The sequence below is a fragment of the Crossiella cryophila genome (assembly GCF_014204915.1).
Classification (GTDB): Bacteria; Actinomycetota; Actinomycetes; order Mycobacteriales; family Pseudonocardiaceae; genus Crossiella; species Crossiella cryophila.
On record NZ_JACHMH010000001.1, the window covers coordinates 7,913,643 to 7,931,355 of the forward strand.

Sequence of the window (17,713 nt, forward strand, 5' to 3'; positions counted from 1 at the left end):
GCCATGGCAATTACAAGTGGCTCTTTGAATCCGAACCCGGCGCGTCCCGTCCTGCGGTTCGAGCGCCGGCTGCGGCACTCGCCGGAGAAGGTCTGGCAGGCGGTGACCGATCCGGCCCACCTGAAGCACTGGTTCCCGGTCGAGTTCCAAGCGGAGCAACGCATCGGCGCGCCCATAACGTTCGTCTTCCCGGGCGCTGAGGCGCCGCCGGGCAGTGGCGAGATCCTGGAATTCGATCCACCCCGAGTGTTCGCCTTCACCTGGAAAGACGCAAACCCGCAGGACACAGCGGTTTTGCGGTTCGAGCTGGTGCCTGAGGACGAGGGCTGCCTGCTGGTGTTCACCCATGCGCTGGGTGGTCCGGGAGACCTGCTCGCCACGGCCCGGCACGCGGCGGGCTGGGACGGCTGCCTGGACGTCATGGAGGGGGTTTTAGCAGGCCACGCGGTCGAGTCCACCAGGAAGGACTGGTTCCTCCGAGCCGAGCACTACGTCGAGGAGTTTGGGATCGCCACTGGCGAGTGCGCGGCAATGGCTGACGGCTTCCTGATCCGGGTCCAACGCGACCTGATTCACCCTAAAGAGAAGGTGTGGGCGCAACTAACCGAGGACGACCCAGCCGTCCTCGGCGCCGCTCCCCCGCTGCGCGCCACCCACGGCTACCAGCCCGCGGGCCTGGTCACCGAGCTGGCCGCCCCGGACACCCTGGCCTACACCTGGCTGCACGAGGACGCGCCGGCCGGCGTGGTCCGCTGGCAGCTGACGCCGCAGTCCTTCGGCTCCCTGCTCACCGTCACCCAGACCATCCCGGCCGAGCTGGCCGAGCTGCGCGCGGTCACCCTGGCCGCCTGGCAAACCCACCTGGAACTGTTCTTCGCCGCCCTGTTCGGCGACATCCGCTGCCCCTGGCCCACCGACCGCACCGAGCAACTACGCCGGCGCTACGCCACATCCCTGGAGTCCTGACCCAGCCAAAACCCCAACCCTGACGCCACCGCCCGCGCCAGCCGGGCGTCACCCCGACCCATCACCCGGCGCTCAGCCACCCGGCACTCGGTACCAGTGCCGGAAAGCCACGCCCCGGGCGCCCGGCTGGCCGGCGGCCGCACCCGCCGGTTCCCCCTGACCACCGTCCCCGACTCAGCGCAGCTCCGACTCCGGCACCACCTGTCCACCACACGCGTCCACGAACACCTGTTCCGGCCCAGCCCCGGCCGGGACCAGGCCCAGCGCCCACAGCGGCGTCCACCGCTCACCGACCCGGCGGGCCACCAGTTCGCCCCTGGCGACCTGCCGTCCGGGCCGGGCTGCGGTGGCGGCCGCCTCGGCGCGGGGCTGGTCGACCGTCACCGGGCACAGGTCCGGAGTCGGTGTCCGGGCGGTGCTGAACTGCACCAGTCCGCCGTTCCGATCCAGAAGGAGGTCTGCCCGCAACGGCAACAACACCCCGTCCTTGCGCTGGCGCCAGCTCGCCGAGAAGTCGCCGCCGGCGACCGGCGTGACCCGGAGTTCCGCGCCGAGGACCCACGGGAAGTAGCTCTGGGCTCGCCTGATCGCGATGTCCTTGGCCGCGGTCGCGTCGACCAGTGCCGCGGCCGGGGTCAGCGGCGGGGTGAACTCGGCCGCGGTGACCTCGCCGGAGGGCCAGTCCAGGTGCACGATGCCGCGATTGGCGGTGCCAGTGGTCAGGGCGGCGATCAGCAGGGTCTGGCCGTCGGCACGGCGGACCTCGCGAAGCTGGTGGCCGCCGTCGGGGCCGAGGAACCTCCGCGCGGTCTCGCGCAGCAGGTCCTCCTGTTCCCGGCTGGCGCTGGCCTGCTCCGGCAGGGGTTCGTCCACGGCGGGGCGCACCAGGACCGCGGTCAGGGTGGCCACCGCGACCAGCCCAGCCGCGGCCACCACCCACGGGGTCCGCCGGAAACGCACCTCGGTGTCCCGCCGGAAACCGGTGGCGACACCACCCAGCACCGCACCGACCAGCACACCGAGGAGGTTCGCCAGCAACAGATCCGAGTCACAGGCCCGGCCGAGCGCGGGTACCAGCGCATGGGTCAGTCCCAGCGCGGCCACCCCGGTCACACCCAGCGCCAGCGTGATCCAGAACCGCCGGAACACCAGCACCGCGGCCAGCCCGATCGGCACGAACAACGCCAGGCCGAGCACGCCCGCGGTGGACAACGTCGCGTCCACCGACGGCACCGCGACCCGGCACATGCCGAAGGAACCCGTCCCCGCCCGCGCCGGCGTCAGGCTGGTCGCCACCACCAGCGCGCCCGAGACCCCGAGGAGGAACACCGCCCACCACCGCGCCCGCCCTGCCCGGCCCAGCAACCAGCCCAGCACCGCGAACACCACGGCAAGGCCGCCGAACACCGGCAGGGCATAGGGCTGAGCCCACAGGAAGGCGCCGATCACACCCGGCATCCTGACACCAGTCGGCGAGCCCGTCAGCACGCCGCGCGGCGACCAGCATCGCGAGGCGGGGCGGGAGCGGCTGGCGCGCGGGGCTGGGTGGCTCGCCGCGGAGCGAGGCGGCTGGCGTTGCGAGGCGGGGTGCCCGGTGAAGCGGGGTGCGCGGTGAACCGGCGTCCGCGGTAAGGCGAGTGGCGCGGTGAGGCGGGCGACGCGGTGAAACGGCGTGCGCCGCAAGGAGGGAGGCGCAGTGAGGCGGACGCGAAGCAGGACGAAGAGAGGCTGGCCGAGGTAGGGCGGGCCGGTGAATCTGGCGGTGGCAAGGCGGGGCGGTGAGGCCGGGCGCTGCAGAGCGGAGCGGACGGACAGAGCGGAGCGGGCGGCTCGGGCGGGCGGCAGGGCAGCGCGGAGAGGAGAGGAGGCGGCGCAAGGCAGCCTGGGAACGTGGGCCGGGTCGTCGGCTCGGGTGAGCTGCGAGCGTCGGCCGGGGTGGTTTGCAAGCGTCGGCCGGGGTGGCCTGCGGGCATCGACTGGGTGTGATGGGAGCGCGGGCCGGGTGGCTCGACCGGATGACGGGTGCGGACGCTGGCCGCGTCGCCGGAAATTCAGTGGCCGGGTGGCCGAGAATCGCCGGTGTGCGCACGTTCTCCACTCCGCAGGATCGGGCCATCGCCCATGTCGCCGCGTTGTCCCAGGGTGGACCGATGGGTGGGGATCTGCGGGTCAGTCTGAACTTCCATCCCGACCGAACGGTCGGTGGGCAGCCGATTCTGGCGTTGCTGGGCGCGGATGGGTGTTACCGGTCGCAGTTCGAGACCGGGGTCAGCAATGGTGGGCTGACCGCGTATGCCGGTGGGGATCGGTGGCGGTGGGAGAGCCGGATCTTCGGGGCTGCCTATGACTCGGTGGCGGCGGTGGAACGGCCCAAGTACGGGGCGTTGAACTTCCGGCGGCGGGTGGTGGGGGCGGCGCCGCGGTTTGGGTCGGCGCATTTCCGGTTGGGTGTGGAGTCGTTGCGGCGCACTACGTTCTGCTATCCGGACAGTGTGTTCGAGCCGGCGCGGTTCGGCACGGCGGAGCGGATGTCGTTGATCGAGCTGGCGCTTTCCGATGAGCGGGATGTGCTGGACGACTACGTCGAGGCGCAGGTGCACGGGCCGATCTCGCTGGTGCGGGATGTGGAGGCGCTGGTGCTGGATGCCTGTTTCCGGGAGACCGAGGTCGCGGAGTTGGCGGCGGGGTTGCCTTGTCCGGTGGAGTGGCATCCGGGGTTTCGGTTGTCGGTGCGGCGGCTCCGGGAGACCGAGGGGTATCGGACGCCGGAGGCGGTGGCGCTGGGGACTGGGTTGGCTGAGGGTGGGTTTGTGGACGCGCGGATTCTGGGGCGGGCGGTGTTGGGTGGGGAGCAGGATCCGCAGGTGGTGAAGCATTTGTGGCATCACCTCGCCCGGTTTGGCGCGCCGGACTGACGGCACACCGAACCAGGGGGCGCGGGGCTGCGGGCTGCGGGCTGCGGGCTGCGGGCTGCGGGCTGCGGGCTGCGGGCTGCGGGCTGCGGGCTGCGGGCTGCGGGCTGCGGGCGAGCACTACCAGGCAGTCGGGTTAGTGAGCGCAGCAGGCGGGGGTCTTGCGGGGTAGGCGTTGGCGCAGGGTTTTGGCTACGTGGCAGGCGTCCCAGCCCGCGCCGCCCAGCGCCGCTGTGTAGAGGGCTCGTTGGCCCAGCAGGCCTACGTAGGCGAGGCCGGGGTGGGTGGTGGAGAGGCCGTTGCGGTGGTGGGGGTTGCCTGCTCGGTCCAGGGCTCCCAGCGGGCGGAGGTGTTCGAGGGTGGGGCGGAAGCCGGTGGCGAGGATGATGGTGTCCACCTGCTCCTTTGTGTCGTTGGGCCAGTGGAGGTGGGTGGCGGTCGCCTTGGTGAACAGGGGGCGGTGGGTGGGTTTTCCTTTGCGTAGCGCGGTTCGGTAGCCGCCTACGTTGTCGATCACCTGTTGGCCGACGAGTAGGCCGGTGCGGGCCAGGGCGGCGCCCAGGGGTAGGCGGCCCAGGTGTTTCATGAAGGTCCAGAAGGCTTCCATGCCTTGGAGGTCGGCGATTTTCACTGGTTGGCGGCTGACCAGGGTGACCTTTTCGGCTGTCTCAGCGAGTTCGACCGCGATCTGCACGCCGGAGTTGCCCGCGCCGACCACGACCACCCGCTTCCCGGCGAACTCCGCGGGATTCCGGTACTCGCTGGAGTGCAGCACCTGGCCGGTGAACTCGGTCAGTCCCAGGTCGGGGCGATGCGGAGTGCTGAAGTTGCCGGTGGCCGAGACGACCACCGGTGCGTGCCAGGTCTCGCCGGTCTGGGTGGTGACCACGAAGCCCTCGCGGTCGCAGAGCACCGAGGTGACGCGGCGGCCGGTGTGGATCTCGCAGTCCAGGGTCTCGGCGTAGCCACGGAGGTAGTCGATCACCTGGTCGCGGGTGGGGTAGTGGGCCGGGTCGCCGGGGAAGGGCATGCCGGGCAAGGCGTTCAGGTGGGCTGGGCTGAACAGGACCAGGCTGTCGTAGTACATCGGCCAGGAACCCACCGGTTCCGGGCCCGCCTCCAGCAGCACCGGCTGGAATCCGTGCGTGCGCAGGGCGCAGGCGGCGGCCAGGCCGGACTGGCCGCCGCCGATGACGATCGCCCGGTCGGTGGTCGGCGCATGCTGATCCGTGATCATCATGCAGCCAACCGTACGGTCTACGGTTCGCGGGTGGCAACCGGATTATCCGGCGGCTTTCAGGATTCCCCGAGCGCTGTTCCCGGCGTTGTCCCAGCGCGGAAGACATCACGGCCATGGGGAGAGCGGACATGCGTGGGACAGGACATCGAGCGCGGCGCGGACTTGGCGCGCCGCTGGGTGCCGCACTGCTGCTGAGGGCTTTCGGCAGCGCGGCACAGGCCGGGGAGCGGGCCACGGCGCAGGACCGGTGGCAGATCGATGTGCCGCCGGGCACCGAGTTACCCGATGAGCCACCGCCGGCCGGTTTCGGCAGCTGGCGGGAACTCGTCGAGGTCCAGGAGCGGCTCAGCGCGGGCGCCCGGCGATTCAGCGACGCGGTGGAAGGGGCCACCGATTCCGGCGGACACACCGGCATCGCGATCTCGCCGGAGAACCGCACGCTCCAGGTCTATTGGAAGGGCCCGGTCCCGCCGCGGCCTGACTCCGTACTCGCGGAGCTGCGACGGGACTACCGGGTGGATGTGGCCGATGTGCGGCATTCCCGGGGCGAGCTGCTCGCCAACCGGGACCGCATCGCCGCCGAGGTGCCAACGGCAACGCGGTCCGGGACAGGGCGAACGAGGGCTGGGGCGCCGTCGAGCAGCACCCGGAAGCCGCCGAGGGTCTGGATGTGCACCGCGGGCCGGGCGCAGGCACTGCTCGGCGATGGCGACCGCGGCGGCGGCCAGGCCGCCTGCGCCGAGGCCGCGGGCGGCGCGCTGGGCTGGTTGGCCGCCGTGGGCGGCGGCGCGGGCGGCGGCGCGGGCGGCGGCGAGGTGGTCGGTGGGGGTGGCCGGAGCACTGGGGATGGCGGGGGCCGGGGCGGTGGGGATCGCGGGTTCTTGGTGGAGTGGGATGGATTCCGTCTTGTGCTCGACCTCGGCTACGCCACGCTGCCGCGGTTGCTGACGCACTGCCCCGACGCGGCCGTGGACGCCGTCGTCATCACCCACGAACACCCTGACCACTGCATCGACCTGCACGGACTGTTCCGGATACGCCTGTACGGCGGGGGTGCTGACCGAAAAATCCCGCTGTACTGCACACCGGGCGTGCTGGCTCGTCTGGGCGCCCTGGAACCCGAGGTTGAGCTGAGCGCCGTGTTCGACGTCCATGAATTGCCAGGTGCCTACCAAGTCGGCCCGTTCGAGCTGAGCGGCGTCCTACTTCCGCACTATGTGCCCAACGTCGGTGTCCGCCTGCAGGCCGGCCGGATCGCGCTGGCCTACACCGGGGACACGGGCCCGGATCCGCGGCTGGCCGAACTCGGTCGGGACGCGGACCTGTACATCGTTGAGGCCACCGACCGTGAAGGTGAGCTGGAGCAGCGCCGCCGCAACCTGCTGGCCTCCGAGGAGGCCGGACAGTGGGCCGCGCGGGCGGGCGCCCGTCGACTGATGCTCACCCACTTCTGGCCGGGCAACAGCCGTGCGAGGTCCGTGTCCGCGGCACGGTCCTTCTTCGATGGCGAGGTGCTCACCGCGGAGGAGGATCTTGTTGTCCCACTCGGCACTCCCTGATCGCCACCCGCGCTCCGCGCGAACGACGAGGCGTTGCCGGAGAGCGATGTGGCTGTCGCCCCAATCGATGACGGGGCGGCCTGGGCCGGAGTGGGGTTGTTCGGGCAGACCGTGGTGAGCTGGGCCTGGAGCGCGTCCCCGCGCTCCAGGCCCAGCCGCGCCACGGTCGGCACCGGTTACAACGAGGCGATGAGCCGTTCCACCCGCTCGTCCACCGCGCGGAACGGGTCCTTGCACAGCACGGTGCGCTGGGCCTGGTCGTTGAGCTTGAGGTGCACCCAGTCCACGGTGAAGTCCCGGCCGGCGGCCTGCGCGGCGGCGATGAAGTCACCGCGCAGCTTGGCCCTGGTGGACTGCGGCGGGGTGTCCTTGGCCGCCTCGATCTCGCCGTCGTCGGTGACCCGGTGCACCAGGTCCTTGCGCTGCAACAGGTCGAAGATGCCCCGGCCGCGGCGGATGTCGTGGTAGGCGAGGTCGAGCTGGGCGATCCGCGGGCTGGACAGCTCCAGGTTGTGTTTGGCCTGGTAACGCTCCAGCAGCCGGTGCTTGATCGCCCAGTCGATCTCCCGGTCGATCTGGCCGAAGTCCTGCGCGTCCACCGCGTCCAGGGTGCGGCCCCACAGTTCGAGCACCTTGTTCGCGGTCGGGTCGGGCTGGCGCTGGGCCACGTGCTCCACCGCGCGCTGGTAGTACTCCCGCTGGATGTCCAGCGCCGAGGCCTCACGTCCGCCTGCCAGCCGCACCTGCCGTCGCCCGGTGAGGTCGTGGCTGATCTCGCGGATGGCCCTTATCGGGTTGTCCAGGGTGAAGTCGCGGAACTGCACACCCGCCTCGATCATCTCCAGCACCAGGTTCGCGCTGCCCACCTTGAGCAGCGTGGTCACCTCGGACATGTTCGAGTCGCCGACGATCACGTGCAGCCTGCGGTAGCGCTCGGCGTCGGCGTGCGGCTCGTCCCTGGTGTTGATGATCGGCCGGGACCGGGTGGTGGCGCTGGAGACGCCCTCCCAGATGTGCTCGGCACGCTGGGACAGGCAGTACACCGCGCCGCGCGGGGTCTGCAGGACCTTGCCCGCGCCGCAGATCAGCTGCCTGGTGACCAGGAACGGGAGCAGCACATCGGCGATCCGGGAGAACTCCCCCGCCCGCGCGACCAGGTAGTTCTCGTGGCAACCGTAGGAGTTGCCAGCCGAGTCGGTGTTGTTCTTGAACAGGAAGATGTCACCGCCGATGCCCTCATCGGCCAGCCTGCGCTCGGCGTCGACGAGCAGGTCCTCCAGGATCCGCTCACCGGCCTTGTCGTGGGTCACCAGCTGGGTGAGGTCGTCGCACTCCGCGGTGGCGTACTCCGGGTGCGAGCCGACGTCCAGGTAGAGCCGGGAACCGTTGCGCAGGAACACGTTGGATGACCGGCCCCAGGACACCACGCGACGGAACAAGTACCGCGCCACCTCGTCAGGGGACAGGCGTCGCTGTCCGTGGAAGGTGCAGGTCACCCCGAATTCGGTCTCGATGCCGAAGATCCGCCGCTGCATGTGTCCACAGTAGGCGCTAGCGGCGCGTCTGACCGGACTCCATCCGGGCGCCAGTTAGCGTGTTGTTGTGTTCGAGTGGTTTCGCAGGGTGTTCGAAGGCGTCGACGAGACGGATCGTGACCTCGTTCGGCGTAGCGCCGACCTGCCAAGAAGTGCCGTTGACCCCACCTTGAAGGTGATCACCACTACCGCGAACCACAGCCTGCTGTGGTTCGGTGTGGCGGCGCTTCTCGCGAGCAGGAAGGGCCGGACCAGGCGCGCCGCGTTCCGGGGCGTGGTCGCCATCGCGGGCGCCAGCGCGACCGCGAACCTGATCGCGAAGCCGCTGTTCCCACGTCGCCGACCGGCCGCGGAGCTGGTGCCCGCGCACCGGCGCATCCCGGACCCGCCGACCTCCTCCTCCTTCCCCTCCGGGCACGCCGCCTCGGCCGCCGCCTTCGCCACCGCGGTCGTCATGGAGGCCCCGATCGCCGCGGCCGTGGTCATCCCACTGGCCGCCACGGTCGCCTACTCCCGGGTGCACACCGGCGTGCACTGGCCGAGCGATGTGGCCGCGGGCGCGGTGCTGGGCGCGAGCATCGGCCTGGCCACCCGGCACTGGTGGCCGCTGCGCCGGGAGGCCCCTGCCGACACCCGGCACCAGCGGCAGGCCGCCGCGCTGCCCGAGGGCGAGGGCCTGCTGGTGGTGGTCAACCCGCACTCCGGCGATGACTCCTTCGACCAGAGCGAGGAGGTCGCCCGCAACTGGCCCAAGGCCGCGGTGATCGAACCGAGCAAGGACCAGGACCTGCTGGAACAGCTCCGCACCGCCCTGGATACGGCGGAAGAACCCATCCGGGCGCTGGGCGTGGCCGGTGGCGACGGCACGGTGGCCGCGGTCGCCTCGATCGCCGCCGAACGCCGCCTGCCGCTGGCCGTGCTGCCCGCTGGCACGCTCAACCACTTCGCCAGGGACGTCGGCGCGGAGGAGGCCGACAGCGTGGTGCGCGCGGTGGACAACGGCGCCGCGGTCGCGGTCGACCTCAGCTCGGTGCTGGTGGACGGCCTGCCCCGGCGCTGGTTCGTCAACACCGCCAGCCTCGGCGGCTACCCCGACATGGTCCGGTTGCGGGAGAAGTGGGAGGGCCGCTGGGGCAAGTGGCCGGCCGCGGCGGCCGCGCTGGTCCGGGTGCTGCACGCCTCCCGCCCGCTCAAGGTCCGCATCGACGGCGAGACCCGCCAGGTCTGGCTGCTCTTCGTCGGCAACGGCTCCTACGAACCCAAGGGCTTCGCCCCCACCAGCCGCCCGCGCCTGGACGACGGCCTCCTCGATGTCCGGTACGTGCGCGCCGACATGCGCTGGTCGCGAACCCGGTTCGTGCTGGCCGCGCTGACCGGGGCGCTGCACCGCAGCCGCACCTACTGCCAGCAGGACCGGCCCGAGGTGGAGGTGGAGGTGCTCGGCAACAAGGTCGCCATCGCCACCGACGGCGAGGTCGGCCCGGACGGGCGGCACTTCCGGTTCACCTCACACGTTGCGGCGCTGGGCGTGTACCGGGAGTCCGAAGGGGTTGCGCCCTGAGATAGGTGAACGAGCGCAGCAGCCACTCCGCCGGGCCGATCCGGAACCAGCGCAGGTACAGGTGGCTGCCTGCCAGCTGGGCCAGGTAGATCGCCACCGCGACGCCCAGCACCGCGGGCGAGGTGAGTTCGCCGCCCAGAGCCAGGCCGTACCCGGTGAACAGGAAGGCGCAGAGCAGGGACTGGGTGAGGTAGCTGGTCAGCGACAGCCTGCCCAGCGGCACCAGCGCGGACAGCACCCGCCTGCCGGGCGCGGTGTCCCAGGCCAGCAGCAGCAACGCCACATACCCGGCGGTGATCAGCGGCGCGGTGGCCTGCTCGATGAACGCGCCGGCGCCCTCACCCTGGCCTGGCCACAGCCAGGTCCACACCGCCGTGACCGGCAGGCCGATGCCCAGTCCGGTCAGCGCGATCCGGCGCGACCGAGCCGGGGTGAGCGCGCCCGAGGTGAACAGGTTCGCGCGGCCCGCGGCCAGGCCGAGCAGCATGGTGCCGAGCAGGACCGGCAGCAACAGCAGGACCAGGGTGGCGGTCGAACCGGCGTAGGACACCGCGCGGGTGGCGATCACCGAGGCGGCCGGGGCGTTGAAGGCGTCCGCGGTCTGCTGGGCGGCCCGCACCGGATCGGTGGTGTCGAAGCCGCGGGCGAAGGTCAGCGCGCCGAGCAGCAGCAGGCTCAGGCCGTAGAGCCACCCGGCCCGCCGCAGGGCGCGCCGGGTGGTCACCCCGCGCATGGCCAGCAGCAGGAACCCGATCACCGCGTAGGCGGTGAGGATGTCGCCCTCCCACAGCAGCACCCCGTGCAGCACGCCGATGACCAGCAACAACGCCAGCCGCCTGCGCAGCGGCCAGACCGTGTTCAGCCGGGAGAGCTGCCCGGCGACGCCGTAGCCGAACAGGAAGAGGAACAGGGTGTAGAACTTGGCGTCCAGCAGCACCGCGGTCCAGTACTCCAGCGGCCCCCGGTCCGGCAGCGCGCCGACCCTGGCGAAGACCTTGATGTTGACCAGCAGGATGCCGAACAGCGCGAACCCGCGCAGCATGTCGATCGAGGTGACCCGGTCGCGCGGGCTCAGCGGCTGCGCGACCTCCAGGCTGTCCCGGCTCATCAGGTGGGTGTCCTCTCCGCGTGACCCCCTCCGTCAGCACCATGTCAGCACCGAAGCGACTAGTGATTTCCGCTGCTCAGGCCGGTGGCGAGGGTGGCGGTGGTCACTGGCTCAGCGCGGCGAGCAGGATCGGCAGGTAGGTCTGTTCCAGATGTCCGGGTGGCAGCCGGTCCGGCTCGACCAGGCTCTGCGCCAGGCTGCCCTCGCGCAACGCCACCACCAGGCGGGCCAGCTCGTCCAGGTCGACCGTGGCGGTCCGGCCGAGCCGGGCCAGGTGCCCGGCCAGGATCCCGGTGAGGGTGGCGCGCAGCCGGGCGTCGTGCTCGGCCAGCCTGCGCGCGGCGGCCGGATCGCGGATGGCGTGCAGGGTGAACTCGGTGGAGACCAGGTACCAGGTCACCTCGGCCTCGTCGACCGCCAGCAACGCCTCGAAACCACCCGCCTCCAGTGACTCGCGCAGGCGGTCCAGCTGCTGATCGGCGTGCCGGTCGAACAGCGCGAAGAACAACTCCTCCAGGCTGTCGAAGTTCGAGTAGAACGCGCCCCTGGTGTAGCCGGCCCGCTCGCAGACCTGGGCGATGGTGGCGCCACGCAGGCCCGCTTCGGCGAAGACCAGCAACGCCGCGTCCAGCAACCGGGTGATCGTCTCCGGCCTGCGCTTCGTTGACCCCTTCGGCATCCTCTGATAATACGTTGATGTATCCGATACACCCATGCATCCGTTTGAGGAGCTGTCATGGACGACGTCATGCGCGAGCTGTTCGGCCCGATGCCCGAGGGCGTCGCCCTGCCCGCCCCGCCGAGTTTCGACACCGTCGAGGAGGAGCGCCGCCACCGCAAGGAACAGCTCGCGGCCGGGTTCCGGCTCTTCGGCAAGTTCGGCTTCGCCGAGGGCGTGGCCGGGCACATCACCGTGCGCGACCCTGGCGGCCAGGACCGGTTCTGGGTCAACCCGTTCGGCATGAGCTTCAACCACATCAAGGCATCCGACCTGGTGCTGGTCGACCACACCGGCACGCTGGTGGAGGGCAGGCGGCCGGTCAACCGGGCTGCCTTCGTCATCCATTCCCAGGTGCACGCGGCCCGCCCGGACGCCATCGCCGCCGCCCACTCGCACTCCCTGCACGGCAAGGCCTTCGCCAGCCTCGGCATCCCCCTGGACCCGATCACCCAGGACGCCTGCGCCTTCTACCAGGACCACTCGATCTACCGCGACTACAACGGGATCGTCACCGCGCTGGAGGAGGGCAAGAACATCGGCGCCGCCCTCGGCGACAACAAGGCGGTGATCCTGCAGAACCACGGACTGCTCACCGTCGGGCAGTCGGTGGCCGAGGCGGTGTGGTGGTTCATCACCATGGAACGCTCCTGCCAGGCCCAGCTCCTCGCGATGGCCGCGGGCACGCCCACCCTGATCGGCCGGGAGGTCGCGTCGCAGACCCGCGACCAGCTCGGCTCGCCGCTGTCCGGCTGGTTCAACGCGCAGCCGCTGTTCGACCAGATCCAGGCCGAGCAGCCCGACCTGTTCCAGTAGCGGCCAGGCTGGCGCAGTTGCGCCAGCTGCGCAGGTGCGCCAGGCAGAAGTGACCCGGGAACCGTTGCCCCACGGGAAGAATCAGCCTCGCCCGGGGGCCGTTCCCGGGTTCTTCCGCCACTTCCTGGGGGCACCGAACAATGTCCACGACGTCCAAGCTGACCCGCTGGGCGGTCGCGCTGGTCACCGCCGCCGCGGTGACCGGGCTGACCGCGCCCGCCGCCCTGGCCGACCCGCCGGCGCACGCGGCCACCCAGGCCGCCATCGACGGCCAGCGCAGCGCCAGGGCCGCCATCGGCGCCGGGGCCACCGTGCGCGAGGGCAACACGATGTGGAGCCTGACCAGCGGGACCCGGATGCTCGGCCAGGCCCTGCCGGTCGGGCCGGAACACCGGGTGCGGGCGGGCAGCCTGACCAAGACCTTCACCGCGGCGATGATGTTGCAGCTGGCCGAGGAGGGCCTGGTCAACCTCGACGCGAGCGTGGAGACCTACCTGCCCGGCGTGGTGCAGGGCAACGGGTACGACGGCCGCAACATCACCGTCCGGCAGCTGCTCAACCACTCCAGCGGCATCTTCGACTACGTCGAGGTGGCCCTGCGCAACCCGCAGTTCCAGCTCCGCCAGTTCACCCTGGCCCAGGTCGCCGCGCTCGGCCTGGCCAACCCGCCCTACTTCGCACCCGGCCAGGGCTGGCGGTACTCCGGCACCAACTTCATCCTGGCCGGGATGATCATCGAGGCGGTGACCAAGCGCGGCTGGATCGAGGAGCTGACCACGCGGATCATCACCCCGCTCGGGCTGTCCACCACGATGGTGCCGGTGGGCACCAAGGCGCTGCCGCAGGGTCATGTGCGCGGCTACCTGGGCCGGGTGGTCTACCTCGACGTCACGCAGATGTTCGAGCCCAGCATCGGCGGCTCCAGCGGCGGCATCGTGACCAGCGGCCAGGACGCCACCAAGTTCCTGCAGGCCCTGCTCACCGGCAAGGTCATCCCGCCGGCCCGGCTGGCCGAGATGCTCACCCCGTTCGTCGGGCCGGGCGCGCCGGAGATCGCCTACGGCCTGGGCATCAGCCGCTACCCGCTGCCCTGCGGCGGCGAGGCCTGGGGCCACAACGGGCTCTGGCCCGGCTATGAGTCCAACGCCATCGCCACCACCGACGGCCGGGCCGCCTTCACCACGGTCAACGTGCTCGACCCCTTCGGCGGCGGCAGCGGCGGTTCGCTGTCCCACGGCGGCGGCCCCGGCCTGCTGGCCAACGCCACCATGACCGCGCTGTGCGACAAGAGCTGACCTCCGCCTCCCGGGAAAGGACACCCCTGATGTCTCTGCTCACCCGTACCCGGCGCTGGGCGGTGCTGGCCACCGTCGCCGCCACCGCCGCGGTGGCACTCGCCCCCGGCGCGGTCGCCGCCCCGCCCGCCTACGGCAAGGCGGCCGCGCAGGCCGCGGTCAACGCGCTGGTCTCCCAGCAGCGCGCGATGGGTTCCTCGGCCTTCCTCTTCGGCAGCGGCGCGGACTGGTCCGTGCACGCCGGCGCGGTGTCCGGGCTGGAGAACCGGCCGATCGGCGACCGGGACCACTTCCGGATCGGCAGCCTGACCAAGATGTACGTCTCCACCGTGGTGCTTCAGCTCGTCGGCGAGGGCAAACTCGCCCTGGACACCGGGTTCGGCGCCTACCTGCCCGGTCTGGCCACCGGCACCACCAACGACGACACCAAGATCACCGTGCGGCACCTGTTGCAGCACACCAGCGGCATCGCCGAGTACCTCAACGTGATGGTCGCGCTGCCCACGAACTGGTGGCGCACCTACGACGTGACCGCGCACGCCAAGTCCGGGCTGAGCCACGGCTCGCAGTTCGCGCCGGGCAGCAAGTACGGCTACTCCAACACCAACTACATCATCCTGGGCCTGATCATCGAGAAGCTCACCGGACGCCCGGTGGCCCAGGAGATCGCCGAGCGGATCCTGATCCCGCACGGGCTGGCCAACACCGGTCTGCAGAGCGCGGGTCAGCAGCTGATGCCGACGCCGTACGTGACCGGGTACGTGGCGGTGCCGTTCGTGCCGGTGCGCGTCGACTCCCGCTCGCAGGACCCGACCATGGCCTGGGCCGCGGGTGCGATGTACTCCACCGCCACCGACACGGCCAAGTTCCTGGACCTGCTGCTCGGCGGCCACCTGCTGCCGCCGGCGCTGCTGACCGAGATGAAGACGCCGTTGCCCGGCGGGTTCTACGGACTTGGGCTGTCCACCTTCGAGCTGCCCTGCGGGGTGCGGGTGTACGGGCACAACGGGGCCATCCCCGGCTACCTGACCTGGGGGGTCATCGCCGAGAACGGGCGCAAGGCGGTGGTGCTGACCAGCGTCACCCCGGCCGAGGAACCCCGGGTCAAGCTGGCCTCCGACGCCATGACGGCGGCGGTGTGCGGCTGAACGATCCCGAGTGGCAGGCCCGTGGACCCCGGTCCGCGGGCCTGCCGCCGGTCCACCCCGGATTGACCGCCGGCGAGGCCGCCTCCTATGGTCGGGCGCGCAGGGCGAGCGCGCGGCGGGGGTGCATGGTGCTGGAGGCGCTGGACCCCGGCACCGAGCACGGCCGGGTGTACCGGGCCCTGGTCTGCCTGCCTCGGACGGGGGTCGCGGAACTGGCCGCGGAGACCGGGATCAGGCCGGAGACGGTGCGGCGGCTGCTGGACGAGCTGGTCGCGCGCAACGTCGCGGTGGCCCTGGACGGCGGCGCGTGGGAGGCGCACTCCCCCGCCGAGATCACCGAGTCGGCACTGCGCCGGGACGCGGTGCGCCGGGCCGAGGCCCGCCAGTCCGGCACCGAGCTGGAGCGGCTCTTCCGGTTCGTCCGCCGCGAGGAAGGCCACTACGGCGCCCTGGAGGTGCTGACCGACACCGAGCGGATCCTGGCCACCATGCAGCGGATGCAGCGGGCGGCGAACCAGGAGATGCGGATCATCGACCGGCCGCCCTACTTCGCCCAGCCCTCCTACTACGCCAACCAGGAGACCCTGCAGTTCGACCGGATGGCCGCCGGGGTCGGCTACCGCACCATCTACTACGAGTCGGCGTACAACGACGGCACCGTCCCGGACATCCCGCGGATGGTGGCCAAGGGCGAACAGGCCCGCACGCTCAAGGAACCGCCGATGAAACTGGTCATCGCCGACGACCAACTGGCCGTGGTGACCCTGGAGGCCGAGGGCGGGCAGAGCGTGGTGGCGCTGCTGATCCGGCCGTCGAGCCTGTTCACCGCGCTGTCCAACACCTTCGAGACGCTGTGGAAACTCGCCGTGCCCATCTCCGCGGTCGGCGCGGACACCCTGGACGACGACCGGGACCGGGTCATCCTCACCCTGATGGCCAGCGGCGCCACCGACGAGGCCATCGCCCGGCGACTCGAGTTGTCCCGGCGCACCGTGGTCCGCCGGGTGGCACTGCTGCTGGACCGCCTTGGCGCGACCACCCGGTTCCAGGCCGGGGTGCAGGCCGCCCGCCGCGGCTGGCTGTGAACACCGGCCGGGAATAGCGGCTCTCCATACATTTTCCGTTGTATAACGCAGTGGTGTGCACGCCTTCGGAGCAGACCGTTCCGTTACCGGCGACGCCCTAGACTGCGGCCCGTGCACCGTGGACAGGTCATCGCGCAGCGCTATCAGCTCACCGATCAGATCGGGTCCGGCGGGATGGGGATCGTGTGGCGGGCCACCGACCTCGAACTGGGCCGGGTGGTCGCGCTCAAGCGGTCCCAGACCGGGGACCACGGGCAAATTCGCCGCGAGGCGCGAATTGGCGCCGGATTGCACCACCCGCACGTGGTGACCGTGTTCGACGTGGCGCTCGACGGCGAGGACCGCTGGCTGGTCATGGAGTACCTGCCCTCGCGCAGCCTGGCCGCGGTGGTGGCCGAGGACGGGCCGCTGGATCCGGTGACCGCGGCCCGGATCGGCGCGCAACTGGCCGGGGCGCTGGCCGTCATGCACCGGCACGGCATGGTGCACCGCGACGTCAAACCGGCCAACGTGCTGCTCACCGAGGACGGCACGGCCAAGCTCACCGACCTGGGCATCTCCCGCTGGTCCGAGGTCACCAGGACCAACAGCGAACAGGTCGGCGGCACCGTGGGCTACCTGGCCCCCGAGGTCGCCAACGGGGCGGAGGCACTGGCGCCCTCGGACGTGTTCTCCCTCGGCGCCACGCTGTTCGCCGTGGTCGAGGGCATCGGGCCGTGGGGTGGCGACGAACTGGGGCCGTACGCGCAGCTGCGCCGGGCCGCCGCCGGGGACCTGCAACCGGCCCGGCGCTCGGGACCGCTGGCCCCGGTGCTGGCCGAACTGCTGCAGACCGCGCCCGGTGAACGCCCCTCCGCCGCGCGGAGTCAGGAACTGTGCGCGGCCGTGGTGACCTCGGCCGACACCGGCGAGCACGTGGTGGCGGCCGCCCCGCCGACCGGCCGGAAACGTGCCAGGCGGCGGCCGCTGCTGCTCGCGGCGCTCGCCCTGGTGCTCGTCGCGGCCGTGGTGGTGGTTGCCACCCAGTGGTCGGGTTTCTTCCCCGCGCCCGGCTCATTGGCGAACACCGCGGCGGAGCGGTACGGCTGGGGGAATCCCAGGCAGCGCGCGGAGTTCAGCGCCGGCGTGGACGAGGGCTGGCAGGTCGCGGACGGACGGCTGGGCCGGGAGGACAAAGGGCGGCGGATGAAGGAACGGGTGAGCGTGCGGGACGACGCGCTCGTCATCACCGGCCTGCCCAACGGCGACACCGGCTACCTGCGCGGCGGTCCCGGTCTGCCCCGCGGGCGGTGGGAGGCCAGGGTCCGGGTGCCCAAGGGCTGCGCGTGTTATCGCGCCATTCTGACCTTGTGGCCCGCGGACAGTCGGTCCACGGTCGGCGAGGAAATCGTCTTCATGGAAAACAAGAATGACGCGAATCGGCAGCACGTCTACTTTTTCCTCGCCCCGCCCGGTGGAAAGGGACGCCTCGGCGGCGAACGCGATGTCGATCTGACCGAGTGGAACCACTTCGCGGTGGAGTGGTCGGAGTCCGGCGTCTTCGGTTACCTCAACGGTGAACAGTGGTTCCAGCAGGAAGATCCGGACAACCTGACCCGCAGTGCGATGGCGCCGACGATCAAACTGGACTTCGACCCGATCGCCGCGCCAGCGCATACCGAGGCGTCGATGGAGATCGACTGGATTCGCGAATACGGCCGGTGAGTCCGGGGCAGGATAGGCTTGCCTAAACCGCGCTCGAATTGCGGGGTCCGGATACCGGTGGCAGGG

General features: G+C 71.2%; 14 protein-coding genes. 9 read left to right on the forward strand and 5 right to left on the reverse strand.

Going from position 1 to position 17,713, the window contains the following annotated elements; translation table 11 throughout:
* The first annotated feature begins 3 nt into the window (after positions 1 to 3).
* The gene (locus HNR67_RS33905; protein WP_185006565.1) at positions 4 to 966 is read left to right on the forward strand and encodes an SRPBCC family protein; all 963 of its coding nucleotides are present in this window, start codon (positions 4 to 6) and stop codon (positions 964 to 966) included.
* Positions 967 to 1,140: 174 nt separating this feature from the next.
* Here HNR67_RS33905 and HNR67_RS33910 read toward each other — a convergent pair whose 3' ends face one another.
* On the reverse strand, positions 1,141 to 2,424 hold the full coding sequence (locus HNR67_RS33910; RefSeq protein WP_185006567.1) for a hypothetical protein: 1,284 nt from the start codon (positions 2,422 to 2,424) through the stop codon (positions 1,141 to 1,143).
* A gap of 692 nt (positions 2,425 to 3,116) precedes the next feature.
* On the opposite strand from HNR67_RS33910, the gene HNR67_RS33915 reads away from it, so the two are divergent.
* Entirely contained in the window at positions 3,117 to 3,881 is a 765-nt protein-coding gene (locus HNR67_RS33915; protein WP_246493784.1) for a DUF3626 domain-containing protein, read from the forward strand.
* Between the two features lie 133 nt (positions 3,882 to 4,014).
* On the opposite strand, the gene HNR67_RS33920 is transcribed toward HNR67_RS33915, so the two are convergent.
* Positions 4,015 to 5,118, reverse strand: coding sequence for a flavin-containing monooxygenase (locus HNR67_RS33920; RefSeq protein ID WP_246492653.1), 1,104 nt, complete (start codon positions 5,116 to 5,118; stop codon positions 4,015 to 4,017).
* Between the two features lie 128 nt (positions 5,119 to 5,246).
* On the opposite strand from HNR67_RS33920, the gene HNR67_RS45235 reads away from it, so the two are divergent.
* Positions 5,247 to 6,677, forward strand: coding sequence for an MBL fold metallo-hydrolase (locus HNR67_RS45235; protein WP_246492654.1), 1,431 nt, complete (start codon positions 5,247 to 5,249; stop codon positions 6,675 to 6,677).
* Between the two features lie 176 nt (positions 6,678 to 6,853).
* On the opposite strand, the gene pafA is transcribed toward HNR67_RS45235, so the two are convergent.
* Complete coding sequence (pafA, locus tag HNR67_RS33930) at positions 6,854 to 8,212, reverse strand: Pup--protein ligase (protein ID WP_185006571.1); 1,359 nt, start codon at positions 8,210 to 8,212, stop codon at positions 6,854 to 6,856.
* A 67-nt stretch (positions 8,213 to 8,279) separates the two neighbouring features.
* Here pafA and HNR67_RS33935 point away from each other — a divergent pair, with 67 nt between their 5' ends.
* Positions 8,280 to 9,773 carry a bifunctional phosphatase PAP2/diacylglycerol kinase family protein gene (locus tag HNR67_RS33935; protein WP_185006573.1) on the forward strand — a complete coding sequence of 498 codons (1,494 nt, stop codon included), beginning with the start codon at positions 8,280 to 8,282 and terminating at the stop codon, positions 9,771 to 9,773.
* On the opposite strand, the gene HNR67_RS33940 is transcribed toward HNR67_RS33935, so the two are convergent.
* Positions 9,715 to 10,881 carry a DUF418 domain-containing protein gene (locus HNR67_RS33940; protein ID WP_185006575.1) on the reverse strand — a complete coding sequence of 389 codons (1,167 nt, stop codon included), beginning with the start codon at positions 10,879 to 10,881 and terminating at the stop codon, positions 9,715 to 9,717. The genes HNR67_RS33935 and HNR67_RS33940 overlap by 59 nt on opposite strands.
* A gap of 103 nt (positions 10,882 to 10,984) precedes the next feature.
* Positions 10,985 to 11,560 carry a TetR/AcrR family transcriptional regulator gene (locus HNR67_RS33945; protein ID WP_185006578.1) on the reverse strand — a complete coding sequence of 192 codons (576 nt, stop codon included), beginning with the start codon at positions 11,558 to 11,560 and terminating at the stop codon, positions 10,985 to 10,987.
* Between the two features lie 57 nt (positions 11,561 to 11,617).
* On the opposite strand from HNR67_RS33945, the gene HNR67_RS33950 reads away from it, so the two are divergent.
* The 5 genes from HNR67_RS33950 (at position 11,618) to HNR67_RS33970 (ending at position 17,647) form a co-directional block, all read left to right on the forward strand.
* A complete protein-coding gene (locus HNR67_RS33950; RefSeq protein ID WP_185006580.1) occupies positions 11,618 to 12,415 on the forward strand; it encodes a class II aldolase/adducin family protein in 798 nt (265 codons plus the stop codon).
* A gap of 140 nt (positions 12,416 to 12,555) precedes the next feature.
* Positions 12,556 to 13,710 carry a serine hydrolase domain-containing protein gene (locus HNR67_RS33955; RefSeq protein ID WP_185006582.1) on the forward strand — a complete coding sequence of 385 codons (1,155 nt, stop codon included), beginning with the start codon at positions 12,556 to 12,558 and terminating at the stop codon, positions 13,708 to 13,710.
* Positions 13,711 to 13,739: 29 nt separating this feature from the next.
* Entirely contained in the window at positions 13,740 to 14,858 is a 1,119-nt protein-coding gene (locus tag HNR67_RS33960) for a serine hydrolase domain-containing protein (RefSeq protein WP_185006584.1), read from the forward strand.
* Positions 14,849 to 15,943 carry a helix-turn-helix transcriptional regulator gene (locus HNR67_RS33965; RefSeq protein WP_185006587.1) on the forward strand — a complete coding sequence of 365 codons (1,095 nt, stop codon included), beginning with the start codon at positions 14,849 to 14,851 and terminating at the stop codon, positions 15,941 to 15,943. The genes HNR67_RS33960 and HNR67_RS33965 overlap by 10 nt, the downstream gene beginning before the upstream one ends.
* Positions 15,944 to 16,054: 111 nt before the next feature.
* Entirely contained in the window at positions 16,055 to 17,647 is a 1,593-nt protein-coding gene (locus HNR67_RS33970) for a protein kinase domain-containing protein (protein ID WP_312988650.1), read from the forward strand.
* The last annotated feature ends 66 nt before the right edge of the window (positions 17,648 to 17,713 follow it).

Coding starts and splice junctions, on each gene's coding strand:
- HNR67_RS33905 (WP_185006565.1), top strand. CDS start 4: ATGGCAATTACAAGTGGCTCTTTGAATCCGAACCCGGCGCGTCCCGTC.
- HNR67_RS33910 (WP_185006567.1), bottom strand. CDS start 2,424: ATGCCGGGTGTGATCGGCGCCTTCCTGTGGGCTCAGCCCTATGCCCTG.
- HNR67_RS33915 (WP_246493784.1), top strand. CDS start 3,117: ATGGGTGGGGATCTGCGGGTCAGTCTGAACTTCCATCCCGACCGAACG.
- HNR67_RS33920 (WP_246492653.1), bottom strand. CDS start 5,118: ATGATGATCACGGATCAGCATGCGCCGACCACCGACCGGGCGATCGTC.
- HNR67_RS45235 (WP_246492654.1), top strand. CDS start 5,247: ATGCGTGGGACAGGACATCGAGCGCGGCGCGGACTTGGCGCGCCGCTG.
- pafA (WP_185006571.1), bottom strand. CDS start 8,212: ATGCAGCGGCGGATCTTCGGCATCGAGACCGAATTCGGGGTGACCTGC.
- HNR67_RS33940 (WP_185006575.1), bottom strand. CDS start 10,881: ATGAGCCGGGACAGCCTGGAGGTCGCGCAGCCGCTGAGCCCGCGCGAC.
- HNR67_RS33945 (WP_185006578.1), bottom strand. CDS start 11,560: ATGCCGAAGGGGTCAACGAAGCGCAGGCCGGAGACGATCACCCGGTTG.
- HNR67_RS33950 (WP_185006580.1), top strand. CDS start 11,618: ATGGACGACGTCATGCGCGAGCTGTTCGGCCCGATGCCCGAGGGCGTC.
- HNR67_RS33955 (WP_185006582.1), top strand. CDS start 12,556: ATGTCCACGACGTCCAAGCTGACCCGCTGGGCGGTCGCGCTGGTCACC.
- HNR67_RS33960 (WP_185006584.1), top strand. CDS start 13,740: ATGTCTCTGCTCACCCGTACCCGGCGCTGGGCGGTGCTGGCCACCGTC.